This window comes from Paenibacillus sp. YAF4_2 (assembly GCF_052113225.1).
In the GTDB taxonomy this organism is placed as follows: Bacteria; Bacillota; Bacilli; order Paenibacillales; family Paenibacillaceae; genus Pristimantibacillus.
The window spans coordinates 40,545-63,917 of record NZ_JBFRCT010000017.1 but is presented as its reverse complement, the minus strand read 5'-3'; the positions used below and the strand labels follow the sequence as shown (position 1 = coordinate 63,917).

41 protein-coding genes and 1 pseudogene are annotated in these 23,373 nt (G+C 46.7%); 3 read left to right on the top strand and 39 right to left on the bottom strand.

Annotation, left to right across the window (positions count from 1 at the left end; genetic code table 11):
- A partial coding sequence (locus tag AB4Y93_RS27770) for a hypothetical protein (RefSeq protein ID WP_441896892.1) occupies window positions 1-193 on the top strand: 193 nt, incomplete at its 5' end.
- 60 nt (window positions 194-253) lie between these two features.
- On the opposite strand, the gene AB4Y93_RS27765 is transcribed toward AB4Y93_RS27770, so the two are convergent.
- Together AB4Y93_RS27765 and AB4Y93_RS27760 are read right to left on the bottom strand one after the other, a co-directional pair.
- Entirely contained in the window at window positions 254-475 is a 222-nt protein-coding gene (locus tag AB4Y93_RS27765) for a hypothetical protein (RefSeq protein WP_015847185.1), read from the bottom strand.
- 132 nt (window positions 476-607) lie between these two features.
- On the bottom strand, window positions 608-1,231 hold the full coding sequence (locus AB4Y93_RS27760) for a stage II sporulation protein M (protein ID WP_441896890.1): 624 nt from the start codon (window positions 1,229-1,231) through the stop codon (window positions 608-610).
- Between the two features lie 253 nt (window positions 1,232-1,484).
- On the opposite strand from AB4Y93_RS27760, the gene pdaB reads away from it, so the two are divergent.
- Window positions 1,485-2,309, top strand: coding sequence for a polysaccharide deacetylase family sporulation protein PdaB (pdaB, locus tag AB4Y93_RS27755; protein WP_441896889.1), 825 nt, complete (start codon window positions 1,485-1,487; stop codon window positions 2,307-2,309).
- A 2-nt stretch (window positions 2,310-2,311) separates the two neighbouring features.
- On the opposite strand, the gene AB4Y93_RS27750 is transcribed toward pdaB, so the two are convergent.
- Window positions 2,312-2,935, bottom strand: coding sequence for a KinB-signaling pathway activation protein (locus tag AB4Y93_RS27750; protein WP_441896888.1), 624 nt, complete (start codon window positions 2,933-2,935; stop codon window positions 2,312-2,314).
- A 184-nt stretch (window positions 2,936-3,119) separates the two neighbouring features.
- On the opposite strand from AB4Y93_RS27750, the gene gerD reads away from it, so the two are divergent.
- Window positions 3,120-3,812, top strand: coding sequence for a spore germination lipoprotein GerD (gene gerD, locus AB4Y93_RS27745; RefSeq protein WP_441896887.1), 693 nt, complete (start codon window positions 3,120-3,122; stop codon window positions 3,810-3,812).
- A 101-nt stretch (window positions 3,813-3,913) separates the two neighbouring features.
- Here the strand turns inward: gerD and AB4Y93_RS27740 are convergent, their stop codons facing one another.
- From AB4Y93_RS27740 to rplD, 36 genes and pseudogenes are all read right to left on the bottom strand, one after another.
- Window positions 3,914-5,017: an Mrp/NBP35 family ATP-binding protein gene (locus AB4Y93_RS27740; RefSeq protein WP_441896885.1), complete on the bottom strand. Its 1,104-nt coding sequence runs from the start codon at window positions 5,015-5,017 to the stop codon at window positions 3,914-3,916.
- 94 nt (window positions 5,018-5,111) lie between these two features.
- Entirely contained in the window at window positions 5,112-5,882 is a 771-nt protein-coding gene (cwlD, locus tag AB4Y93_RS27735) for an N-acetylmuramoyl-L-alanine amidase CwlD (RefSeq protein ID WP_441896884.1), read from the bottom strand.
- A gap of 104 nt (window positions 5,883-5,986) precedes the next feature.
- Window positions 5,987-6,127: pseudogene (sat, locus tag AB4Y93_RS27730) on the bottom strand (sulfate adenylyltransferase); the annotation flags it as partial.
- A 38-nt stretch (window positions 6,128-6,165) separates the two neighbouring features.
- Window positions 6,166-6,861, bottom strand: coding sequence for a phosphoadenylyl-sulfate reductase (locus AB4Y93_RS27725; protein WP_167282905.1), 696 nt, complete (start codon window positions 6,859-6,861; stop codon window positions 6,166-6,168).
- A gap of 212 nt (window positions 6,862-7,073) precedes the next feature.
- Entirely contained in the window at window positions 7,074-7,466 is a 393-nt protein-coding gene (gene rpsI, locus AB4Y93_RS27720) for a 30S ribosomal protein S9 (protein WP_015847193.1), read from the bottom strand.
- 18 nt (window positions 7,467-7,484) lie between these two features.
- A complete protein-coding gene (gene rplM / locus AB4Y93_RS27715; protein ID WP_015847194.1) occupies window positions 7,485-7,922 on the bottom strand; it encodes a 50S ribosomal protein L13 in 438 nt (145 codons plus the stop codon).
- A gap of 190 nt (window positions 7,923-8,112) precedes the next feature.
- A complete protein-coding gene (truA, locus tag AB4Y93_RS27710) occupies window positions 8,113-8,859 on the bottom strand; it encodes a tRNA pseudouridine(38-40) synthase TruA (protein ID WP_441896882.1) in 747 nt (248 codons plus the stop codon).
- A gap of 384 nt (window positions 8,860-9,243) precedes the next feature.
- Window positions 9,244-9,609, bottom strand: a complete 366-nt coding sequence (gene rplQ / locus AB4Y93_RS27705; protein WP_091190749.1) for a 50S ribosomal protein L17 — start codon at window positions 9,607-9,609, stop codon at window positions 9,244-9,246.
- A 48-nt stretch (window positions 9,610-9,657) separates the two neighbouring features.
- Entirely contained in the window at window positions 9,658-10,602 is a 945-nt protein-coding gene (locus AB4Y93_RS27700) for a DNA-directed RNA polymerase subunit alpha (protein WP_015847197.1), read from the bottom strand.
- Window positions 10,603-10,728: 126 nt separating this feature from the next.
- The gene (gene rpsK, locus AB4Y93_RS27695) at window positions 10,729-11,124 is read right to left on the bottom strand and encodes a 30S ribosomal protein S11 (RefSeq protein WP_148933645.1); all 396 of its coding nucleotides are present in this window, start codon (window positions 11,122-11,124) and stop codon (window positions 10,729-10,731) included.
- 20 nt (window positions 11,125-11,144) lie between these two features.
- Window positions 11,145-11,513: a 30S ribosomal protein S13 gene (gene rpsM, locus AB4Y93_RS27690; RefSeq protein ID WP_091190746.1), complete on the bottom strand. Its 369-nt coding sequence runs from the start codon at window positions 11,511-11,513 to the stop codon at window positions 11,145-11,147.
- An 18-nt stretch (window positions 11,514-11,531) separates the two neighbouring features.
- Entirely contained in the window at window positions 11,532-11,645 is a 114-nt protein-coding gene (rpmJ, locus tag AB4Y93_RS27685) for a 50S ribosomal protein L36 (RefSeq protein ID WP_003333770.1), read from the bottom strand.
- 44 nt (window positions 11,646-11,689) lie between these two features.
- Window positions 11,690-11,905 carry a translation initiation factor IF-1 gene (infA, locus tag AB4Y93_RS27680; RefSeq protein WP_015847200.1) on the bottom strand — a complete coding sequence of 72 codons (216 nt, stop codon included), beginning with the start codon at window positions 11,903-11,905 and terminating at the stop codon, window positions 11,690-11,692.
- 2 nt (window positions 11,906-11,907) lie between these two features.
- A complete protein-coding gene (locus AB4Y93_RS27675) occupies window positions 11,908-12,189 on the bottom strand; it encodes a KOW domain-containing RNA-binding protein (RefSeq protein ID WP_167282896.1) in 282 nt (93 codons plus the stop codon).
- Between the two features lie 6 nt (window positions 12,190-12,195).
- Window positions 12,196-12,954, bottom strand: coding sequence for a type I methionyl aminopeptidase (gene map, locus AB4Y93_RS27670; protein WP_167282894.1), 759 nt, complete (start codon window positions 12,952-12,954; stop codon window positions 12,196-12,198).
- On the bottom strand, window positions 12,954-13,604 hold the full coding sequence (locus AB4Y93_RS27665) for an adenylate kinase (protein WP_441896878.1): 651 nt from the start codon (window positions 13,602-13,604) through the stop codon (window positions 12,954-12,956). Before AB4Y93_RS27665 ends, map begins: the two co-directional genes overlap by 1 nt.
- An 87-nt stretch (window positions 13,605-13,691) precedes the next feature.
- Window positions 13,692-14,993, bottom strand: a complete 1,302-nt coding sequence (gene secY / locus AB4Y93_RS27660) for a preprotein translocase subunit SecY (protein ID WP_441896876.1) — start codon at window positions 14,991-14,993, stop codon at window positions 13,692-13,694.
- Complete coding sequence (gene rplO, locus AB4Y93_RS27655; RefSeq protein WP_441896874.1) at window positions 14,994-15,434, bottom strand: 50S ribosomal protein L15; 441 nt, start codon at window positions 15,432-15,434, stop codon at window positions 14,994-14,996. It lies immediately after the preceding gene.
- 44 nt (window positions 15,435-15,478) lie between these two features.
- Window positions 15,479-15,658, bottom strand: coding sequence for a 50S ribosomal protein L30 (rpmD, locus tag AB4Y93_RS27650; protein ID WP_167282884.1), 180 nt, complete (start codon window positions 15,656-15,658; stop codon window positions 15,479-15,481).
- Window positions 15,659-15,671: 13 nt separating this feature from the next.
- Entirely contained in the window at window positions 15,672-16,169 is a 498-nt protein-coding gene (rpsE, locus tag AB4Y93_RS27645; RefSeq protein ID WP_091190731.1) for a 30S ribosomal protein S5, read from the bottom strand.
- Between the two features lie 30 nt (window positions 16,170-16,199).
- Entirely contained in the window at window positions 16,200-16,568 is a 369-nt protein-coding gene (rplR, locus tag AB4Y93_RS27640; protein ID WP_167282877.1) for a 50S ribosomal protein L18, read from the bottom strand.
- 61 nt (window positions 16,569-16,629) lie between these two features.
- Complete coding sequence (gene rplF / locus AB4Y93_RS27635) at window positions 16,630-17,172, bottom strand: 50S ribosomal protein L6 (RefSeq protein ID WP_167282873.1); 543 nt, start codon at window positions 17,170-17,172, stop codon at window positions 16,630-16,632.
- Between the two features lie 30 nt (window positions 17,173-17,202).
- Window positions 17,203-17,601: a 30S ribosomal protein S8 gene (gene rpsH / locus AB4Y93_RS27630; protein ID WP_441896871.1), complete on the bottom strand. Its 399-nt coding sequence runs from the start codon at window positions 17,599-17,601 to the stop codon at window positions 17,203-17,205.
- A 31-nt stretch (window positions 17,602-17,632) separates the two neighbouring features.
- On the bottom strand, window positions 17,633-17,818 hold the full coding sequence (locus tag AB4Y93_RS27625) for a type Z 30S ribosomal protein S14 (RefSeq protein WP_015847211.1): 186 nt from the start codon (window positions 17,816-17,818) through the stop codon (window positions 17,633-17,635).
- Window positions 17,819-17,844: 26 nt separating this feature from the next.
- Window positions 17,845-18,387 (bottom strand): 50S ribosomal protein L5, encoded by a 543-nt coding sequence (gene rplE, locus AB4Y93_RS27620; RefSeq protein WP_167282865.1) that lies wholly within the window; start codon window positions 18,385-18,387, stop codon window positions 17,845-17,847.
- Window positions 18,388-18,417: 30 nt separating this feature from the next.
- Entirely contained in the window at window positions 18,418-18,771 is a 354-nt protein-coding gene (gene rplX / locus AB4Y93_RS27615; RefSeq protein ID WP_208420626.1) for a 50S ribosomal protein L24, read from the bottom strand.
- A gap of 58 nt (window positions 18,772-18,829) precedes the next feature.
- Window positions 18,830-19,198, bottom strand: coding sequence for a 50S ribosomal protein L14 (gene rplN, locus AB4Y93_RS27610; RefSeq protein ID WP_015847214.1), 369 nt, complete (start codon window positions 19,196-19,198; stop codon window positions 18,830-18,832).
- Between the two features lie 46 nt (window positions 19,199-19,244).
- Window positions 19,245-19,508, bottom strand: coding sequence for a 30S ribosomal protein S17 (gene rpsQ, locus AB4Y93_RS27605; RefSeq protein ID WP_167282861.1), 264 nt, complete (start codon window positions 19,506-19,508; stop codon window positions 19,245-19,247).
- Window positions 19,509-19,558: 50 nt separating this feature from the next.
- Window positions 19,559-19,759, bottom strand: a complete 201-nt coding sequence (gene rpmC / locus AB4Y93_RS27600; RefSeq protein ID WP_167282859.1) for a 50S ribosomal protein L29 — start codon at window positions 19,757-19,759, stop codon at window positions 19,559-19,561.
- A complete protein-coding gene (rplP, locus tag AB4Y93_RS27595) occupies window positions 19,749-20,183 on the bottom strand; it encodes a 50S ribosomal protein L16 (RefSeq protein ID WP_091190717.1) in 435 nt (144 codons plus the stop codon). Before rplP ends, rpmC begins: the two co-directional genes overlap by 11 nt.
- A 2-nt stretch (window positions 20,184-20,185) precedes the next feature.
- Entirely contained in the window at window positions 20,186-20,848 is a 663-nt protein-coding gene (gene rpsC, locus AB4Y93_RS27590; RefSeq protein WP_167282856.1) for a 30S ribosomal protein S3, read from the bottom strand.
- A gap of 13 nt (window positions 20,849-20,861) precedes the next feature.
- Entirely contained in the window at window positions 20,862-21,197 is a 336-nt protein-coding gene (gene rplV / locus AB4Y93_RS27585) for a 50S ribosomal protein L22 (RefSeq protein WP_015847219.1), read from the bottom strand.
- A gap of 42 nt (window positions 21,198-21,239) precedes the next feature.
- Window positions 21,240-21,518, bottom strand: coding sequence for a 30S ribosomal protein S19 (rpsS, locus tag AB4Y93_RS27580; RefSeq protein ID WP_167282852.1), 279 nt, complete (start codon window positions 21,516-21,518; stop codon window positions 21,240-21,242).
- Window positions 21,519-21,584: 66 nt separating this feature from the next.
- Entirely contained in the window at window positions 21,585-22,415 is an 831-nt protein-coding gene (gene rplB, locus AB4Y93_RS27575) for a 50S ribosomal protein L2 (RefSeq protein WP_167282850.1), read from the bottom strand.
- A 17-nt stretch (window positions 22,416-22,432) separates the two neighbouring features.
- Entirely contained in the window at window positions 22,433-22,726 is a 294-nt protein-coding gene (gene rplW, locus AB4Y93_RS27570; RefSeq protein ID WP_015847222.1) for a 50S ribosomal protein L23, read from the bottom strand.
- On the bottom strand, window positions 22,726-23,349 hold the full coding sequence (rplD, locus tag AB4Y93_RS27565; RefSeq protein ID WP_167282849.1) for a 50S ribosomal protein L4: 624 nt from the start codon (window positions 23,347-23,349) through the stop codon (window positions 22,726-22,728). Before rplD ends, rplW begins: the two co-directional genes overlap by 1 nt.
- Between the last annotated feature and the right edge of the window lie 24 nt (window positions 23,350-23,373).

Here is a 23,373-nt window from a genome sequence, read left to right as displayed (position 1 = left end):
ATTAGGCACGCCGCCAGCGTTCGTCCTGAGCCAGGATCAAACTCTCCATGAAATGGTTCTGTTTGACTTGCTCAAACTTGTTTTTATCGCTTTTTCCGTTATTTCTAACGGGGCAGTTTTGCTCGTTGTTCAGTTTTCAAAGAACAATTCTTTTCAGTGTCGATCGCGTTATCTCAGCGGCGACAAGAGATAATATATCATGGACGGCCATAGGATTGCAACCCTTTTTTTGAACTTTTTTAAATGGATTTTTCTACCTGTAATTACGAACATTCAGAGCATAGCGTGAAAGCTCTTTCGGGGAAGCAATTCGTGCATACATACGGAAGATGATTTTGTACCTTCTCGTTATGGCTTGCTTAATATCTCCGTCTAAACGATTGTCATTCAGATCAAGCAGCATTTCATCTAACTCTTTGCGCAGGACGTAATCGAGTTCTTTGCATTCTTTGTCGTTGAATAGAATCCCTAGCATAACTATTGTGCGCCCTCCTAAGCAGTATTGGCCATTCAGCTTGTTGCTGAGGCCTCTTAAAGCAAAAGCGGCGTTTCGCGATTACGCATCACGACGCCGCTTTACTGTTATGCTCAATAATTGGGAAAATTATTACAACGAACCCACCCATACACTAATTGTACTTTCAATAATAGCAGCAATAAGCAGTGCAACCGTCAAAATGACAACAACGGGGATCGAACGAATCATGAAATACTCTATTTCTGGACCCGATTTGCCCGCTTCCTTTCCCGGTATAATCAGTCGGCCTAATGCCTTAAGCAATAGAACGCCAAACTTCATACCGTATGCACAGGCTATTACGATAGCAGGGATCTCAATAATACCGTGAGGCAGCAGCCCGAGTACAACCTGGAACATATCCCCCGTACCATTCGTTTGAGCTACATGCTGCAGCAGAAAACCTACCACCATTCCGTTCATCACAAGGAAGAAAATCGGGATTATTCCTAATATAGCCCCTATGTAAATAATAAAGATGGATTTAATCGTATTGTTCAGGAAGATAAAGATCATAAAGGCCAACGTCGGATTATCCGATTGCTGAAGTGTATTCGCCACATCTCCGAGCGCACTGATTTGCTGCTCCAGGTAATCACTAAAGGTACTGTTGGTCCCCCCTACAACAAGTCCTGCAAAAAACAAAATGAATCCAAACGTTATGTAGGGATTCATGATTTTGAAATGTGCTTTTATTTCACGCCATCTGAACATGCCGATTCACTCCTAAAAAGAATTATCATACAAGTGGCCTCATACAGGCCAATTGTGATGATTCTTACTTCGAAAGCATTATCTTAAAGAATTATCATACAACTGGCCTCATACAGGCCAATTGTGATGATTTTTACTTCGAAAGCATTTTGCGTAAACTTTTTTGTTGATTTGAACAAGCCATGAATATCTTGGGTGTACGAGCATAGATTGTACTAGAACAAGCTTTCAATAGAAAGGAGAGCCTTATCAGATGAACTTCTTTTATGTATTGAACGGACGGAAATTAAAACGTAACTTCCTTATTGTGCTCGCTCTCGTCTTCTCTGTAGGGGTAATCTATGCTGAGAGAGACAACATCACCGTATTCGCTCCGCAGCAGCCGGCTGCAATATACAGTGTCCCGACGGATAAAAAGGTTGTGGCCTTAACTTTCGACATTAGTTGGGGGGACAAGCGGACAGAGCCTATCCTTAAAGTACTGAAGGACAAGGGCGTTACACAGGCTACCTTCTTTCTCTCCTCCCCATGGAGCCAATCCCATCCTGATATTGTGAAGGATATCGTAAATGACGGCTTCGAAATCGGAAGTCATGGTCACAAACACGATAATTACAGCAAGCTTAGTGATGAGGAAATCCGTACGCAAATTACGACTGCCCATACCATTTTATCTGATCTGACCGGCAAGCAACCGAATTTGATTCGGCTCCCTAATGGTGATTTCGATAAACGGGTACTCCGTATCGCTGAAGAACTGAACTACAAGGTTATTCAATGGGATACGGATTCCCTTGATTGGATGAACATCGGTACGGATAAAATTATTAACCGTGTCGTAAGCCGCGCCCACAATGGCGATATCATCCTGATGCATGCCAGTGATTCCGTGAAACAAACTCATGAAGCACTTCCTGTCATTATTGATCAGCTTCGTGCTAAAGGCTATGAGTTCGTCTCGGTATCGGAATTGATTAATCAAACAGAGTCAGAAGGCCGCGCTGTCCAGGACAAAACAACCTCGCTTACGATGCTTGGTCTTGAAGATGCTGTGAGTGCTGCGGATACAGGCTATTAATACTACGCAACCGGCTTTGCGGACGTCGCAGAGTCGGTTGTTATTTTTTTCTGCAGAAGTCTTGGAAGCATGAGGATTTGATAACCATTGCAGATAAACAACGGAATAATCATAAACACGATCGCCGAAATATTCGTCTCCCCCTGCAGTGCCGGCCATGCTTCTATAAATGTAATGAAGAACATAAGGAATGCAGTTGGCACAAAAGCGGTGGTATTAGTTTGCTTAACTTTAATATAAGCCACTCCTAAAGAGCAGACTAATAAGACAAGTGGCAGCAACCAAAAGAACCAGTTATTTGTCCGCTGTTCATAAAGCATGTATCCCAGGCCAAAAACGCCAAATACGGTCGTATAGCCCTGCAATGCATTCCACAGATAGCTTTTCCGGAAAATACTTAATGCGATGTAGTTTAAGGTCAAATATGCAAAGAACCCCATTTGGCTGAATGCTCCTATTAATAAGCCGACCATCGCCATCATGAAGGCGTTGAATCCAGCTGCCTCTAGTCCCATAAATCCGAAGGACGTGTCAGTCCATTGCATAATCGACCCGCTGACGACCGTTATAACGGCTCCAACCGCCATGCAGCTCCAAAAAAGAAAAAACCATCTTTTCAAATTCATTATCGATTGATCCTCCTTCATTTTAGGCGTAAGTCCGCGCAAAATAAGCGCTTTCCTGCACCATCCATTATTTTACCACGTTCGTCATAAAAAGCTAACCTTGAAGCCATGATAATCCCGTGAACATTAACGCATACTACGGATAAAATCAGCAATGGTGTTATAGAAGGGAGATCGTGGATGCATGCGTATGCGACTGGCTTTATTAACGGCGCTTTCCGCCCTATCATTCGTCTTAACGAGCTGCGGTGCGGAATCGTCCGGAGGCAACCAGCAGATAAGCTACAAGGATATGAAGTCAATGGTCATCGATATACTGAAAACAGAAGATGCACAAAAGGCGCTGCAGGAATCGGCACAGCAAATGTCCGGTTATAACGGCAGCGGTACGAAGCTTTTATCGGTACAGGATCAAGAACAGGTTAGGTTAGCTGTAAAGGATGTATTGGTCGCCCCGGAGTATGACAAGGTCATCAAGACGCTAATGACGGATACCCGATTTGCTGGTGAGTTTGCTAAAGCCGTGAATAAGCAAAATAAGGATATTCACAAGGAATTGATGAAGGATCCCTCTTACCAAGAGGCGATGATTAAAGCAATGAAGACACCGGAAATGGACAAGATGATTCTCGAGGTGTTACAAAGCACGCAGTATAAGAAGCAAGTCATGTCCCTTATGCAGGAATCGATGCAAAATCCATTGTTCCGCCTGGAAGTGCTTGATCTGATGAAAAAAGCGGTGCAAGAAGAGCTTAAGCCTAAGCCGGATGAGAAGGTTGAGAAGAAGCAGGATAGTGGCAGTGGAGATGACAGTTCCGGCGGAGATGGTAGTTCCGGCGGAGATAGTGGAGGCGAAGGCGATCAGTCTTCGGGTTGACCTGTTCATATAAAGCTAAAAAGCCCGGGCTGGGCCTGAGAGCATTGCTGCTCTCTTCCCTGCTCGGGCTTTTGTATTTTAGGGAAGTTATGCTACTAAGCCTATCGGCCGCATCTTTGAATAACTTGATTAGCAATACCAAGATACAATTCGCCTATTTCGGATTCAGCCTTGTACACAGAAGGCGAGAAATCCGGTTCGGAAATATGATTGTCCGGCTGTCCAAGCGGAATTTGTGCCATCAGCTCGGCATGCAAAGATTCCGCGAGTCGAGCTCCACCTCCGCGTCCGAAGATATATTCCGGCTCGCCGCATTTGCTGCATTTGTAGTAGGACATGTTCTCGACCACACCAATAATTTCATGCTTGGTCTTTATCGCCATTGCACCTGCGCGAGCTGCTACAAATGCTGCCGTTGCATGAGGGGTTGTAACGATAATTTCTTTGCTTTGCGGGATGATCTGGTGAACGTCCAGAGCCACGTCGCCTGTTCCCGGCGGAAGGTCAAGCAGCAGATAATCCAGCTCTCCCCACTCGATCTCGGCAAAGAAATTACGAAGCATCTTGCCGAGCATTGGTCCGCGCCATACGATCGGGCTGTTGTCTTCTACGAAGAAGCCCATCGACATCACTTTAACACCGAATCGTTCAATCGGAATAACCCGTTCGTTTACAATCTCCGGACGATTCTCGATGCCCATCATATCAGGCACGCTAAAGCCGTAAATATCCGCGTCGATGATGCCGACGCGTTTGCCTTTGCGGGCTAAAGCGACCGCCAGATTGACGGTCACTGTCGACTTGCCGACGCCGCCTTTACCACTAGCGACGGCAATGAACTGCACCCCGCTGGCTGGATCCAGCAGCGGGTTATCAAGCCCAGCCCCGTGCCCTTGTACGGGGCCGGTGCTTGCAGCGGCTGGCTGAGCCTGAGCCTTGCCGCCGGCTTGGCCTTGCGGCGCGGCAGCAGCGCTCGCGCCGCTCTCGAGCGCACGAAACCGGCAATGAACGGTTTCGGTGCCAGCCCGCGCGAGCGCTTCGCGCAGCGCGGCTTCCAGCGAGGGACGAATCTCCTCGCTGGCTGTAAGGACCGTCATCGATACTTGACGGTCCTTCACAACAACATCGCGGACTGCGAGCGAGTCCGCGCTATATTTCGCCGTTACTTCACCAACGGCTTCCAACGCTTGTTCACGTGTTAACATGAATGAGTCCCACCTTTATGTAAGAGAGTGATTATTGTAAGCTTCAAAAAGGCTGCTTATTTGTAATGATTATAGCATATTAAGCGGGACAAGGTTAATTCGCGGTATTCTCACTTAGCTTCTCCCCTGATGAATAACGAAGCACACCTTGGTAAATGGAAGCCGCTACCTTGTGCTGATATTCAGAATCCGCAAGCCGCGATGCTTCACCTGGATTCGAAAGAAACCCTACTTCAACGAGTGCGGTCGGGATCTCATCGAGTGCTTTAAGAAGATACACGTTATTCTTATCCTTCACCGCTACCCGGCTTGTATTCTCCAAGTTACGGCGGATCTCATTCTGAATAAAGGTCGCCAGTACCTGGTTGTCTGGATGATTAGCAGGGTTAAAAAAGGTTTGAGCTCCTGACCATTTCTCCGAAGGAATACTGTTCATATGGATACTGACTACAAGACTAGGTTTGCTTTCTTTAATATTAGTTACACGTTGTATCAGATCTTCTGTCTTGCGCTTGGAGTAACCTCGGGTATCCTGATTCGCAAGATCATAATCCCCTTCTCTCGTCATGACCACAATGGCACCAGCCTGCTGCAGATAATCTCTCAAATATAAGGCTATAGCCAAATTCAGATCTTTCTCTACAACCCCTTCTTTACTTACAGCACCTCCGTCAACGCCCCCATGCCCCGCATCAATTGCAATCGTCTTCCCTGATAAAGGCAGTGTCCAATACGACCAGGTTCGGGACACAGGCTCCCCGCCTTGGGCTAGTATAATCCAGGTCAACACAAGTGCAGATATACCGGCTGCGATGCGGAGTGCTCCCTTATAGGTCATCCATACAACTAAACGTTTTCGGCGCATAAAAAAACCACCCCGTTTCCTCAACAAATGATCTCTTAATCATTTATATGGGACGAGATGGTTGTTTATGATGGCCAGGCATTCAATTCGCTTAAGCCTAATGATCAAAAATAAACCGACTGGCTGCCACGCTCCGATATGCCTTCCATCAGAATCCTCGCCACTACCGGACGGGAGAAATCTTGCGGCGAGCATATGCCGTCACGCAGCAAGGCGTTTACTTTCGTGCCGGACAGCGCAAAATGTTAAACCAATCTTAACAAGCTTATTATTCATCAATTAATTATTTATGCAAACCACACTCCGTTTTCTCTTGGCCAGCCCAACGACCTGCACGTGGATCTTCACCAGGCATAACTTTACGTGTGCAATACTCACAGCCGATACTTGGGTAGTTTTGGTCATGCAACGGGTTGTAAATCACATCATTCTCACGAATGTAGTTCCATACGTCTTCCGAAGTCCATCCTGCAATCGGGTTAAATTTAATCAGACCAAATTTCGTATCGTATTCTACTTTCTTAGCATTCGCACGAGTTGGAGCTTGGTCACGACGGATACCCGTAATCCAAGCATTATACTTGGACAAGATTCTTGTCAATGGTTCAACTTTACGGATATTGCAGCATGCGTTAGCATCGGATTTCCACAGCTCTTCACCATGCTGTGCAGCCTGCTCTTCCGGAGTAATCAATGGTTTAACTTCTACAAATGGAATGCCAGGGTAACGTTCCACCATGCGATCACGCGTTTCGTATGTTTCTTTGAAGTGGAAGTCCGTATCCAAATAGAAAATATCTGTTTTCGGGCTGACTTTTTGCAGCATGTCTACAAGTACAACGTCTTCAGCGCCAAAGCTGCAAGCAAACGTAATATTAGGGAATGCTTCAACTGCGTAGGCCAAAATTTCTTCTGGTGTCGCATTTTCAAGCTCTTCTGCTTTTTGTTTTACTAAAGCTTCCTTTTCAAACAGGTTCATGGTTTTCCCTCCCTTTATAATTCCAAGTAAGCTCATATGCTATTAAATAAAGTATACGTTCTAACGGTAAAATGATCAATAATAAGTTTTCACCAATATGAAATAAAGTTCTGAGAGCTCATCCATTAAACCAAGCAGCAAACTTCATGTATATTTGTATAAAAAGCAAAAACACCTCCTCCGCAAAGCAGAGAAGGTGTTTGATACAAATATTAACGTTTCGAGAATTGTGGCGCGCGACGAGCCGCTTTAAGACCGTATTTTTTACGTTCTTTCATACGTGGGTCACGAGTCAGGAAGCCAGCACGTTTCAGAGCTGGGCGGAACTCAGGGTCTGCTTTAAGCAGAGCGCGGGAGATACCGTGGCGGATAGCGCCAGCTTGACCAGACATACCGCCGCCGTTAGCGATTACGATAACGTCGTAGTTGTTCAAAGTTTCAGTCAGAACCAATGGTTGCTTAACAATCAGCTTCAATGTTTCTAGACCAAAATATTCGTTCAAGTCGCGTTTGTTTACAATGATTCGTCCTTCACCTGGCACCAAACGTACACGTGCAACAGAGTGTTTACGACGACCGGTTCCATAGTATTGAACTTGTGCCATGAAACTGTCCTCCCCTTATTAACCGCGAAGTTCGTAAACTTCTGGATTTTGTGCTTGATGCGGATGCTCCGAACCAGCGTATGCTTTAAGTCTAAGTTTCATTGCGTTACCTTGACGAGTTTTTGGCAACATGCCGTGAACTGCCAATTCGATAGCGCGGTCAGCTTTTTTAGCGATCATCTCGTGAGCTGGAGTTACTTTCAAACCACCAGAGTAACCCGAGTGACGGTAGTACATTTTGTTTTGCATTTTCTTACCAGTCAGTACAATTTTATCAGCGTTGATTACGATAACGAAATCGCCAGTATCAACGTGAGGAGTAAATTGCGGTTTGTGCTTGCCGCGGATCAGGCTAGCAGCTTCAGTAGCCAGACGGCCGAGCGTTTTACCAGCAGCATCAATGATGTGCCATTTGCGCTCAACTTCATTTGGCTTAGCCATATACGTAGTACGCATGGAGATCCTCCTTATATCCGTTACAGTTAAAATTTTATTAAACAACGTTTCACGTTTGCTTTAGTTGATTCAAATGTTGCATGCCAAGTTTGTGACAGTCTCAGTCGGGGCTGTGGGATAGCCACTAAGAAAGCACAAGTTATATTCTACTATAGATAATGGCCTAAATCAAGAAGTTATTAAATGTAAATTACATTTTGTCCGGATAATCGACTTTCATTAACATTAGACCATGAGGCATCGCTGTTGGCCCTGCGAGAGACCGTTTACGGCCGTCCAATATGCGCGCCATATCTTCGGGCTTTAGCTTCCCGTGGCCCACATGAAGCAGCGTACCCATCACTATTCTAATCATGTTATAAAGAAATCCGTTACCGGTCATATACATATGGAGCATTTGTCCCTCACGCTCGAAATAAGCCTCGTAGATGGTCCGTACATGATGCGGCTTGGTCGAGTGAATAGATGTAAATGAAGTGAAGTCATGCTCCCCCACAAGGCAGCTAAGCCCTTGCTGCATCGCTTCAACATTAAGTGGTGTAGGATGATGGAATGCATAACGGCGGTAGAACACATCCGGAAACTTCCCCATATCAATCGTATAGCGATATGTCTTCCGTTTAGCTGAGCGTCTCGAGTGGAATTGCTCAGGCACCTCATAGGCATCTGTAATAACAATATCCCTCGGCAGCCGGGTATTCAAAGCAATCGCCCAACGTTCCGCTGGAATCGCCGATTCCGTATGGAAGTTGAATACTTGTCCCGTCGCATGCACGCCGGCATCCGTCCGCCCAGATCCGATAATGATAAGTTCCTCACCGGTCAGCTTCTTGATAGCCAGCTCGATCTCTTGCTGGATGGTCCGTCCGTACGGCTGAGACTGAAACCCGTTAAAGTCCGTTCCGTCATAGCTTACCGTTACTGCAATATTCCTCATCCTTCACCACCTCCCCCATATGTTAATAAGACATGCAATTAACATTCAATAGCCTTAAATTCAAGAGGGTGAACCCTTTTCGGCCACATTTTTATTGCTTGTCTAAAAGGTATGTTATTAGGCATGTCCTGTGCGGAATGAAAGGTTTTGTCCGGAGAAGCGTTAGCGTTCGCCTTTGTTCATAGATTTCAACCGCTTAAGCGTGTTGTGATGGAGAAATCTATGAACAACAGCGATCGGAGGACAAACCTTTCATGCCGCACGGACGACAGCCAAAACACTCTTTTAGAGCAGGGCAATAAAAAAAGGTGGCCTCAAGGGTCCACCCTTTCTCACCGCGAAACGTAGCTCTCCGCTCAAAGCGGCGAGCTGATTACGCTTGTGTTACGCACGGTCAACCAGTTCCAGGTACACCATAGGCGCAGCGTCGCCACGGCGAGGTCCTAGTTTCAAAATCCGTGTGTATCCGCCCGCACGTTCCGAGTAACGGGTGGCCAGCTCGGAGAACAGTTTTTGGATTGCATCTTGCTCTCCGTCAACAGTTTCACGACGAACGTAAGCAGCTACTTGACGACGAGCGTGCAAGTCACCTTTTTTCGCTTTCGTGATCAGTTTTTCAGCGATCGAACGAACCTCTTTCGCTTTAGCTTCTGTTGTTTGAATGCGCTCATACAGGAATAGGTCAGTAACGAGGTCACGGAAAAGTGCTTTCCGCGCGCTAGCGTCACGGCCCAATTTTTGATATGCCATCTTGATTTCCCCTCCCTTGCCTATAGTCTGTTCTAGATGCTCAAGATTCTACTCTTCCATGCGAAGGCCAAGACCAAGCTCTTCGAGCTTTTCTTGAACTTCCTCAAGGGATTTACGGCCCAAGTTACGAACCTTCATCATATCCTCTTCTGATTTCGTAATCAGCTCTTGAACAGTGTTAATGCCTGCACGTTTCAAGCAGTTGTAGGAACGCACGGAAAGATCCAGTTCTTCGATAGTCATCTCCAGAACTTTCTCTTTCTTGTCCTCTTCCTTCTCGACCATGATTTCCGCGTCTTTGGCTTCATCGGTCAATCCGACGAACAGGTCCAAATGCTCGGTCAAAATTTTAGCGCCAAGGCTTACAGCCTCTTCCGGTCTAATACTACCGTCAGTCCATACTTCAAGCGTGAGCTTGTCGTAGTTGGTTACTTGACCAACGCGGGTATTTTCAACGCTGTAATTGACACGGGTAATTGGCGTGTAAATCGAATCAACGGGAATAACCCCAATCGGTTGATCGTCCCGTTTGTTACGGTCCGCCTGGACGTAACCACGTCCGCGATTGGCAAAAATTCGCAAATGGAGCCGCGCGCCGGAGGCCAAGGTTGCGATGTGAAGATCAGGGTTCAAAATCTCGACATCGCTGTCAGCTCGAATATCCCCTGCCGTAACGATTCCTTCGCCTTCAGCGTCGATTTCCAGCACCTTTTCTTCATCGGAGTGGATTTTCAACGAGAGGCCTTTCAAGTTCAGAATGATCTCAGTTACGTCCTCGATCACTCCTGGAACCGTAGAGAACTCGTGAAGCACTCCGTCGATTTGAACAGATGTTACTGCCGCGCCCGGCAGCGAGGACAATAAAATTCGGCGAAGCGAATTTCCAAGCGTCGTGCCATATCCACGCTCGAGCGGTTCTACTACGAAACGCCCGTAAGTTCCATCCTCATTCAAATCTACGGTCTCGATTTTCGGCTTTTCGATCTCAATCACTAATAGTACCCTCCTTCAAACGTCGCTCCGTTACCATTCGTTTTGTGTAGTCAAATCTCGTAGTATGCCAAACCTTCACAACCATTATTCACAAGTTGTTGTTATTTGATACCACAGCGGACCCAACTATACGCGACGACGTTTTGGCGGACGGCATCCGTTGTGAGGAACTGGCGTTACGTCTTTAATTAGGTTAACTTCCAGACCAGCTGCTTGAAGCGAACGAATCGCTGCTTCGCGGCCTGCGCCAGGACCTTTAACCATAACCTCAACAGCTTTCATGCCATGTTCCATCGCTGCTTTAGCTGCAGATTCAGCTGCCATTTGAGCTGCGAAAGGCGTGGATTTACGCGAACCTTTGAAGCCCAGGTTACCGGAGCTTGCCCAAGAGATTGCGTTGCCATGTGGGTCAGTGATCGTTACGATCGTGTTATTGAATGTCGAACGGATGTGTGCTACGCCCGACTCAATATTTTTCCGGTCACGACGTTTTGTACGAACGACTTTTTTAGGTTTAGCCATTGCCCTATTTCACCCCTTTATTATTTCTTTTTGTTAGCTACAGTCCGACGAGGACCTTTACGCGTACGCGCATTTGTTTTCGTGCGTTGACCACGAACAGGCAAACCACGACGGTGACGAACACCACGGTAGCAACCGATCTCGATCAGGCGTTTAATGTTAAGCGAAATTTCACGACGCAGGTCGCCTTCCACTTTAACGGATTTGTCAATTGCTTCACGCAATTTCGCAAGCTCGTCTTCTGTCAGATCGCGAACACGAGTGTCAGCGTTAACGCCAGCAGAGCTCAAGATTTTTTGCGAAGTTGTTTTGCCAATACCGAAAATGTATGTCAGGGCGATTTCGACGCGTTTATCACGCGGCAAGTCTACACCAGCTATACGTGCCATAGGCCGTTGTCCCTCCTTTTATCCTTGTTTTTGTTTGTGTTTCGGATTTTCACAAATTACCATAACGTTGCCTTTACGACGAATGACTTTGCATTTTTCGCAAATCGGCTTTACCGAAGGTCTAACCTTCATTGTGAATTACCTCCCGAATCCTTCGCAAGTAAACCGCAGGCGGTCTACTTCCGATAGGTGATGCGCCCTCTTGATAAATCATAAGGCGATAACTGTATAACCACTTTGTCCCCAGTCAAAATACGGATGAAATGCATTCTGAGCTTACCGGAAACATGTGCGAGAATTTGATGACCGTTCTCCAGCTCCACCTTGAACATGGCATTCGGCAGCGGTTCAATTACCGTACCTTCGACCTCAATGACGTCTTCCTTAGCCACCGTCATTCTCCTTTCGCATGTGCGTACTTCTGAATCACATAACGTAACTTGGCATTGGTCACCCTGCCCGTTTCAAGCAAGCTGCTTGTAACTTCGCTGCTTATAGCGGGTTGTAACTCGAGATGCAGAACGTTCTTTTTCTTCGGTTGATCAAACCTGCGTTTATCGCCATCGACGATAAGTACGAAGCGTTCGTCAACAATGTCAATAATAACAGCATAGCTGTTCTCATCCTTGCCCCGAAGCACCTTGACGATTTGACCGATTTGCGGTTGTTTATCCATAACAGATTACACCGAATGCGGTAGTTTCGTCAAAATTTCGAATCCGTCCTCCGTTACGGCAACCGTGTGCTCAAAGTGAGCGCACCAGGAGCCGTCTTCCGTTACGACCGTCCAATTGTCTTCAAGCGTACGAACGTAACGTTCGCCGATGTTGACCATAGGTTCGATGCAAAGCACCATTCCTGGCTTAAGACGTGGCCCGCGATCCGGAATGCCGTAGTTCGGAATTTGCGGTTCCTCGTGGAGGTCCTTGCCAATACCGTGTCCGACAAATTCCCTTACAATCGAAAAGCCCGCCGCTTCGGCAACCTGTTGAACCGCATGCGATATTGTAAATAAACGAACATCTGGGCGGATCAGATTCAGTCCTGCGTACAGAGACTGCTCTGTCACCTCAAGTAATCGCTTGACTTCATCCGAAACGTTGCCGACCGGATAAGTCCAAGCCGAATCACCATGATAGCCTTTATACTGCGCTCCAATGTCGATGCTTATAATATCGCCTTCGTTCAACTTACGAGGTCCGGGAAAACCGTGTACCAGCTCGTCATTTACAGAAGCGCAAATGCTGGCAGGAAAACCATTGTAACCTTTGAAGGATGGCTCAGCGCCTTGACTGCGAATGTACGCTTCGGCCAACTGATCGAGTTCCTGGGTAGTAACTCCAGGTTTAACCGCCTCAGCCATAATCCGATGTGTCTCCGCAACAATGCGGCCGGCTTCCCTCATATATCGCAGCTCCGATTCGGATTTGCAAATGATCATTACAATGAACCTCGCAAGCAGGAAACAATCTCAGCCGTAACCGTATCGATTTCCTTCTCGCCGTCGACTTCGCAAAGTAGACCTTTACCATTGTAGTAGTCGAGAAGTGGTGCGGTTTTCGAGATATACTCGTCAAGACGCGTTCCGACTTTCTCTTCCGTGTCATCCGACCGTTGGTACAATTCGCCGCCGCATTTGTCGCAGACGCCTTCTTGTTTCGGTGCGTTGAACAATACATGGTACGTTGATCCGCATGCTTTACAAATGCGACGTCCAGTCAGACGAGCAAGCAGCAAGCCGCGGTCAACCTTCAAATTAACAACATGGTCAATGCCGCGGTTCAATTCTGTCAGCATAACATCAAGCGCCTCGGCTTGCTGCAGCGTACGTGGAAAACCATCGAGCAAGAAACCTTTATTACAATCGTCTTGAGCAAGACGCTCTTTGACAATACCGTTCGTAATCTCATCGGGAACGAGCAGTCCTTGATCGACAAACTCTTTCGCTTTAAGACCGAGCGGAGTCCCCTGTTTCATCGCAAGACGGAATGCATCACCTGTCGAGATGTGCGGAATGCCAAACTCTTCAACGATACGTTCTGCTTGCGTCCCTTTACCGGCCCCCGGAGGACCCATGAATAAAATGTTCATTCCGTCTTCCTCGCTTTAAGCACAATAGGCTCGTGCGGGTTCCGTCCATCGCATGCGACGTTACGGAAGCCCGGTCGGAACCTATTGTTATTTATTGATAAACCCTTTGTAATGGCGTTTTATCAACTGGCTCTCGATTTGCTTCATCGTATCAAGTGCAACACCGATGACGATAAGAAGCGAGGTACCGCCCAGTCTTACCGAAGCTGGTAGATCGGCGATTTCACCGAACAGCACCGGCAACAAGGAGATAACGGCCAGGAAAATCGCACCCGTCAGTGTGATCCGCGACAATACGCGGGTCAAGTAGGAAGACGTTGGTTTGCCAGGGCGAATGCCTGGAATGTAACCACCGTTCTTCTTCATTTGATCCGCCATTTGAACCGGATTGATCTGTACGAATGTATAGAAGAACGTGAACCCGATAATCAACAGAACATAAAGTACCATACCAAGCGGTTTGGTATATGTTAAGTTCTGCATGATCCAATCAGCCCAAGCGGCACCAGACCAGAATTGTGCGATTGTTGCCGGGAACATCAATAACGAGATTGCGAAAATGACCGGAATAACACCTGCACCGTTCACTTTCATTGGTATGTGAGTCGATTGACCACCATACATCTTCCGTCCAACAACACGTTTAGCATATTGAACCGGAATTTTACGGATACCTTGTTGTACAAAGATTACACCAACAATGATCAGTACAATCGCTACAGCGATAAGTACAACCTTGCCGATAGCCCAGAACAAGTTAGCATCAGAGCCAGCGAATTCTGTTGTGTAAATCGTACGAATATGTTGAGGAATACTTGCTGCGATAGCGGCAAAGATCAGAATCGAGATACCGTTACCGATACCACGTTCCGTAATTTGCTCACCAAGCCACATCAAGAATGATACGCCCGCTGTCAATACGATAGCGATAAGCAAGTAATCAACAAAATTCGCACCAGGTACCATCTCATAGTTGTATTGACGATTGAAGCCGATTGCTGTTGCAAAACCTTGCAATAAACCAAGGATTACCGTGCCGTAACGTGTAATCTGCGCGAGCTTCTTCTTTCCGTTCTCGCCTTCCTTCGCCCATTCTGCGAATTTAGGAATAACGTCCATCGACAACAGCTGTACAATGATCGAAGCTGTAATGTAAGGAGCGATACCGATCGCGAAAATGGAGAAGTGGTACAACGCACCGCCGGAGAACGTGTTAAGCAGACCGAACAGATTTACACCGGATTGGTCAACCTGTTTGAATACATCTTTGTTAACGCCTGGCGCCGGAATAAATGCTCCGATGCGATAAACAAGCAGAATGAAAAGGGTGAAGAGGATCCGCCTGCGCAAATCCGCCACTTTCCAAATGTTGGACACGGTGTTAAACAATTAGATCACCTCGGTTTTACCGCCGGCAGCCTGGATTTTCTCTACCGCAGATTGAGAGAACTTGTTTGCTTTAACAGTCAATTGAACCGTAATGTCGCCATTACCCAAAATCTTAATGCCCGCCAAAGGATTTTTGATGATCCCTTGCTCAAGAAGAACTTCTGGAGTAACTTCGGTACCTGCTGCAAAGTTGTTAAGATCTTCAATGTTCACGATAGCGTATTCCGTGCGGAAACGGTTATTGAAACCACGTTTCGGCAAACGACGGTACAATGGGTTTTGGCCACCCTCGAAACCAGGGCGTACACCGCCGCCGGAACGAGCGTTTTGACCTTTATGACCACGACCTGCAGTTTTACCGTTGCCGGAGCCAATACCGCGACCTTTACGCTTACCTACTTGCGTGGAGCCTGGTGCTGGTGCGAGTTCATGCAATTTCATCGTTCTTGCACCTCCTTATTTATTTCTTATTGCAAGCGTTATGCTTACACTTCTTCTACTTTAACCAAGTGGCTTACAGCATTAACCATGCCGCGAACAGCCTCGCTGTCGTTCAAAACAACGGATTGACGAATTTTCTTCAAACCGAAGGATTCAACAGTAGCACGTTGTTTCTCGTTGCGGCCGATCAAACTGCGAACGAGGGTGATTTGCAATTTTGCCATCCTATTCCCCTCCTTAACCTAACAGCTCTTCGACAGTTTTACCACGAAGCTTAGCAACATCTTCCGCGCGCTTCAGGCGGGAAAGGCCTTCAAGCGTTGCATTTACCATGTTCATGGAGTTCGAAGAACCAAGCGATTTCGTCAGGATATCGCCTACACCAGCCAGTTCGAGTACTGCACGAACAGGACCGCCGGCGATAACACCTGTACCTTTGGATGCCGGTTTCAGGAGAACTTCCCCTGCACCGAAGTGTCCAACTACAAGATGTGGAATTGTTGTTCCTACGAGTGGAACGTGGATCAGGTTTTTCTTAGCGTCTTCGATACCTTTGCGAATCGCATCAGGTACTTCGCCCGCTTTACCGATCCCTGCGCCTACATAGCCATTGCCGTCGCCGACAACTACGAGCGCACTAAAGCTGAAACGACGTCCGCCCTTAACAACTTTAGCTACACGGTTGATATGGACAACTTTTTCAGTCAGTTCTAACGTATTTGGATCTACACGCAAGTCGATTAACCTCCTTATAAGTAAATTCGACTAGAATTCCAGACCAGCTTCGCGTGCTGCGTCAGCAAGCGCCTGAATTCTGCCATGATACAAGTAACCACCACGGTCAAATACGATTTGGGTCAACCCTTTCGCTTGAGCGCGTTGTGCAATCAATTGTCCTACTTGACGAGCAGCTTCAACGCTACCGCCGTTGCCGATCGATGCTGCCAGTTCTTTGTCTTGTGTGGACGCGGAAGCAATCGTTACGCCTTGTACATCGTCAATCAGTTGAACATAGATATGTTTAGCTGAACGGAATACAGAGAGACGTGGACGAGCAACAGTACCGTTGATTTTTTTACGAACACGCAGGTGTCTTTTCAGACGAGCCTTGTTTTTATCGCCTTTCGTAATCATTCAAGGTTCACTCCTTTCCTTATGCCTTATACCGCTATTTTAAGCAGCCCAATCAGACTGCTTATTTCTTCTTACCAGCTTTACCTTCTTTGCGGATGATGCGTTCGCCTTCATACTTGATACCTTTACCTTTGTAAGGTTCTGGTTCACGTACGGAGCGGATTTGAGCAGCAACAGCGCCAACGCGCTCTTTGTCGATACCGCGAACAGTGATCTTCGTGTTCGCTGGAACTTCGAACTCAATACCTGCTTCAGGTGCAATCTCCACTGGGTGGGAATAACCAACGTTAAGAACGATCTTATCGCCAGTTTTATTCGCACGGTAACCAACGCCTACCAGCTCCAAGTTTTTCGAGAAGCCTTCAGTAACACCGCTCACCATGTTAGCGATGACGCTGCGCGTTGTGCCGTGCAAAGAACGATGCAATTTATTGTCAGAAGGACGTTCGATAACGATCTCGTTCTCAGCAACATTCACTTTCATATCTTTGTGAATTTCGCGGGAAAGCGATCCTTTCGGTCCTTTTACAGTAATAACCGTGTTATCCAAGTTAATGCTTACGCCAGCTGGCACTTGGATCGGTTTGCGACCAATACGGGACATTGTTACACCTCCAATCTTGTGACTAGTTAATTACCAAACGTAGCAAACGACTTCGCCGCCTGCTTTACCTTGGCGTGCTTCTTTATCGGTCATAATCCCTTTGGATGTGGAAATAATAGCAATTCCCAGACCACCCAAAACGCGTGGGATTTCAGTCGATTTTGTATAAACGCGCAGACCTGGTTTAGAAATACGTTTCAGACCAGTGATAACGCGCTCTTGGTTAGGGCCGTATTTCAAGAAAATACGGATCATCCCTTGTTTGTTGTCTTCGATATACTCAGCATCGCGGATGAAGCCCTCGCGTTTCAGAATCTCAGCGATTTGCTTCTTAACTTTCGAAGCGGGCAATTCCACGGTTTCGTGACGAACGACATTCGCGTTGCGAATGCGCGTCAGCATATCTGCAATCGGATCAGACATAACCATTTGTGTTAACCTCCTTCCCGAACTAGGCTGATTACCAGCTTGCTTTTTTAACGCCAGGAATCTGGCCTTTGTATGCTAACTCGCGGAAACAAATCCGACAAATTTTAAACTTTTGCAAAACAGAGTGCGGACGGCCACAACGTTCACAGCGCGTGTAGGCACGCACTTGGAATTTCGGTGTACGTTGTTGCTTCACTTTCATCGAAGTTTTTGCCACTGGGTATTACACCTCCTAAAAGTGGATTACTTCGCAAACGGCATGCCCATTTGGGTAAGCAGTTCACGAGATTCTTCGTCCGTTTTTGCCGTCGTGACGATGACGATGTCCATACCACGAACTTTATCAACTTTATCATACTCGATCTCCGGGAAGATCAATTGCTCTTTCAAGCCAAGCGTATAGTTACCGCGACCGTCGAATGCTTTCGTCGATACACCGCGGAAGTCACGTACGCGTGGAAGCGAGATGTTGAACAGCTTGTCAAGGAAGTAGTACATACGCTCGCCGCGCAGTGTAACTTTAACCCCGATTGGCATGTTCTCACGAAGTTTGAAGCCAGCGATGGACTTCTTCGCACGAGTTACAACCGGCTTTTGACCGGAGATTTGACGAAGCTCGTCGACAGCGACATCAAGCACTTTGGAGTTAGCAACCGCTTCGCCAACACCCATGTTGATGACAACTTTCTCGATCTTCGGCACTTGCATTACAGTCGTATAGCTAAACTTCTGCATCAATGCAGGCGTAATTTCGTTAAGAAATTTATCTTTCAATCTTGCTGCCATTTTTTATGGACCTCCTTCCTACAGTAACGATTAGTCGATTACTTCGCCGGAACGTTTTGCGAACCGAACTTTTTTGCCGTTGTCCAACACTTTGTATCCGATACGAGTTACTTTGCCACTCTTCGGATCAATGTGCATCACGTTCGAAACGTGAATCGGCGCTTCTTGCTCGATGATTCCACCTTGTGGATTCACTTGGGATGGACGAGTATGCTTTTTAACGAAGTTGACGCCTTCTACGAGAACGCGGTTTTCACGCGGATACGCAGCGATTACACGACCTTTTTTGCCTTTGTCCTTACCGGAGATGACAATGATTGTGTCGTCTTTTTTGACGTGCAGCTTGTTGTTATGCGATTCAAGAATTTTTTTCAGCCTTGGCATGAGTTACACCTCCTGCATGCTTGATAATCAAGCTATTGCGACCCTTTCAGGGACTGTATTAGATAACCTCTGGTGCAAGCGATACGATTTTCATGAAATCTTTATCGCGCAGCTCACGGGCAACAGGTCCAAAAATACGAGTACCCCGCGGGCTTTTATCTTCTTTAACGATTACTGCTGCGTTCTCATCGAATGCGATGTAGGAACCGTCTTTACGACGAACCGCACGCTTCGTACGAACGATAACTGCTTTAACAACGTCGCCTTTTTTGACAACGCCGCCTGGTGTTGCTTGTTTCACGGAACATACGATCAGGTCGCCGATAGCACCTACACGACGTCCAGTACCGCCAAGAACACGAATACACATCAATTCTTTAGCGCCGGAGTTGTCCGCAACACGCAAACGAGTAAATGGTTGAATCATTTCATCGTCCTCCTTCCGGAAAAATGCTCATTCACTATACTACATATTAAAGGACAATCGCCACTTCTACAACTTCAACAAGTCTGAAGCGTTTATCTTTCGACAGCGGACGAGTCTCCATGATTTTCACGATGTCGCCAATTTTCGCTTGATTGTTCTCATCATGCGCTTTGAACTTTTTCGTGTACTTGATGCGTTTATGGTACAAATCATGTTTTTTGTATGTTTCAACAGCAACAACGATTGTTTTGTCCATTTTATCGCTAACGACTTTACCGATTTGAACTTTGCGGGCATTGCGTTCGCTCATGTTCTGCCTCCTTCCTTAAACCTTGGTAATCCTTAGTCAAGGACAGCTATTTAGCTGCTGATACCGAGTTGTCTTTCATGCAAAATGGTTTTAGCGCGAGCGATATTCTTACGCACGTCACGAATACGTGTCGGGCTTTCCAGTTGGCCAGTTGCCAATTGGAAACGAAGGTTGAAAAGCTCTTCTTTAAAACCAGCAATTTTTTGTTCAATCTCAGCAGAGGTTAGGTTGCGAAAATCACTAGCTTTCATTTGCTTCACCACCTACTTCTTCGCGTTTCACGAACTTCGTTTTGATCGGCAGTTTGTGGGACGCGAGGCGCATCGCTTCACGAGCGACTTCTTCGGAAACACCAGCCAGTTCGAACATGATCTTGCCTGGTTTCACAACTGCAACCCACTTCTCAACGTTACCTTTACCGCTACCCATCCGAACTTCGAGAGGCTTTTGAGTGATCGGTTTATGTGGGAAGATTTTAATCCACACTTTACCGCCACGTTTGATGTAACGAGTCATTGCAATACGAGCCGCTTCAATTTGACGGTTCGTAATCCAAGTTGGTTCAAGAGCTTGTAAGCCGTATTCGCCGAAAGCTACTTCAGTGCCGCCTTTAGCGCGACCTCTCATGCTTCCACGTTGTTGCTTACGATGTTTGACACGTTTAGGTACCAACATGATTAGTTGCCTCCTTCCTGGGGAGCTTTCTTCTTAGCTGGAAGGACTTCACCGCGGTAGATCCATACTTTTACGCCGATACGGCCGTAAGTTGTATGAGCTTCAGCTGTGCCATAATCGATATCTGCACGGAGCGTATGAAGCGGTACTGTACCTTCGCTGTAGCCTTCCGAACGAGCAATTTCAGCACCGCCGAGACGACCGCTGACAGCAGTCTTAATCCCTTTAGCGCCTGCGCGCATCGAACGTTGGATCGCTTGTTTCAAAGCACGACGGAAAGAAACACGACGTTCCAGTTGTTGCGCGATGCTTTCAGCTACAAGAATAGCGTCCAGATCTGCTTGTTTGATTTCGGAAATGTTAATGTGAACTTTTTTGCCTTTAGTGATCTTACCAAGCTCTGTGCGAAGGCCTTCCACTTCGGAACCGCCTTTACCGATAACCATGCCTGGTTTAGCAGTTTGGATCGTTACGTTAACGCGGTTAGCCGCACGCTCGATCTCGATGTGGGATACTGCCGCATCTTTAAGTTTGTTCTTGAGGTACTCACGAATTTTAACGTCTTCCATAAGAAGATCGCCGAAGTCTTTACCAGCGTACCATTTGGATTCCCAATCACGGATGATCCCGATACGCAGGCCGACCGGATTTACCTTTTGACCCACACGTTATCCCTCCTTATTTTTCAGATACAACCAATGTGATGTGGCTGGTTCTTTTGTTGATCCGGCTTGCACGTCCCATTGCACGAGGGCGGAAACGTTTCATTGTCGGACCTTGGTTCACGAATGCTTGCGTGATAACCAGTTTGTTCACGTCCAATTGGTAGTTATGCTCAGCGTTAGCAATAGCAGAGTTCAGCAACTTCTCCAGGATTGGGGAAGCAGATTTCGGTGTATGACGCAAAATCGCGATCGCTTCACCTACTTGTTTGCCACGGATCAAGTCCGCAACCAACTGTGCTTTACGAGGAGCAATGCGTACGAAATTAGCGTGCGCTTTAGCTTCTGGCATGGATGAACCTCCTCTCATACATTAAAAAATGTTCTAGGCAAACTATCTTTTGCCTGTCTTTCTATCATCGTCATGGCCTTTATAGGTACGAGTTGGTGCAAACTCACCGAACTTGTGTCCAACCATATCTTCCGTTACATAAACTGGTACATGCTTGCGGCCGTCATAGACTGCAATCGTGTGACCAATGAATTGTGGGAAAATTGTCGAGCGACGGGACCATGTTTTGATAACGACTTTTTTATTCGTTTCGTTCAAAACCTCGACTTTTTTAAGCAGGTGGCCGTCAATAAACGGACCTTTTTTCAAACTGCGACCCATTTGGAGTCCTCCCTTCGCGGAAACGTAGCGCGACCATCGGTCACGCAGCTTGCAAACAAGCGTTTATTACTTCGTACGACGACGAATAATATATTGGCTCGATGCTTTTTTCTTCTTGCGTGTTTTGTAACCAAGAGTCGGTTTGCCCCAAGGAGACATAGGGGATTTACGACCGATTGGAGCACGGCCTTCACCACCACCGTGTGGGTGATCGTTAGGGTTCATTACTACGCCGCGGACTTCAGGACGTTTGCCCATCCAACGGGAACGGCCAGCTTTACCGATTTTCACGAGTTCGTGATCTTCGTTACCAACAGAACCGATTGTTGCACGGCAAGTGCTCAGAATACGACGAACTTCACCAGATGTCAGACGAACGGATACATAGTCGCCTTCTTTACCAAGAAGTTGAGCATCTGTACCAGCTGCGCGAACCAATTGGCCGCCTTTGCCTGGTTTCAATTCGATATTGTGGATAACCGTACCTACTGGAATGTTGATAAGTGGCAACGCGTTACCGATTTTGATGTCAGCATCAGGTCCAGAAACGACTTGATCTCCAACTTTCAGACCTTTAGGTGCGATAATGTAAGCTTTCTCACCATCAAGGTAATGAATCAAAGCGATGTTGGAAGTACGGTTCGGATCGTATTCAACCGAAGCTACTTTACCTACAACACCATCTTTAGTACGTTTGAAGTCGATAATACGGTATTTACGTTTGTGTCCGCCGCCATGGTGACGAACTGTAATTTTACCTTGGTTATTACGACCAGCTCTTTTGAAAAGTGGTGCAAGCAAGGATTTCTCCGGTGTGCTTGTTGTGATCTCTTCAAAAGTCGAAACGGACATGTTACGACGAGCCGGGGATGTCGGTTTGTACTTTTTAATTGGCACTTAGTTTCCCTCCTTTTCTAAACAGACGTTTCAAAGAATTCAAGTTCTTTGCTCTCAGCGCTAAGCTGAACGATTGCTTTTTTCCAATCAGGTCTATAACCGTTGTATTTACCGTAGCGTTTCGGCTTACCGGCAACACGCATTGTATTAACGCTCGTTACTTTTACTTTAAAGATTTGCTCGATAGCATCTTTAATTTCGGTTTTGTTAGCACGAAGGTCAACTTCGAATACATAGCGTTTAACGGCCATGAAGTCACTTGTGCGTTCCGTAATAACAGGGCGTTTGATAATATCGCGAGGATCTTTCATTATGCAAACACCTCCTGTACTTTCTCTACGGCTTCTTTCGTGATGATGAGCTTGTCATGCACCAATACATCCAGAACATTAATGCCGTCAGCAGCGACGAATTTAACACCTGGGATATTACGAGCCGACAATGCTACATTGTCATCATAAGTTGGCAAAACAACAAGTGCTTTGCGATCAACTTTTAGGTTGTTCAACATTGCTACGAATTCCTTCGTTTTAGGAGCCGCGAATGCCAGTTGATCAAGAACGACGATTTCGTTAGCGATCACTTTCGAAGACAAAGCGGATTTAATCGCCAGACGGCGAACCTTCTTAGGAAGTTTGAAGCCATACGAGCGTGGTGTCGGTCCAAATACTGTACCGCCGCCAACCCATTGTGGCGAACGAATGCTACCTTGACGAGCACGGCCAGTACCTTTTTGTTTCCAAGGTTTACGACCGCCGCCACGTACTTCGGAGCGTCCTTTAGTTTTGTGCGTGCCTGCGCGCTCAGCAGCTTGCTGAAGCAACACAGCGCTATGCAGAACATGAGAGTTAGGTTGGATACCGAATACGCTATCTGCTAATTCGATTTGACCAACTTCAGATCCACTCACGTTATAAAGTGTAACTTTAGGCATTTTATGTTCCTCCTTTCTTTATAA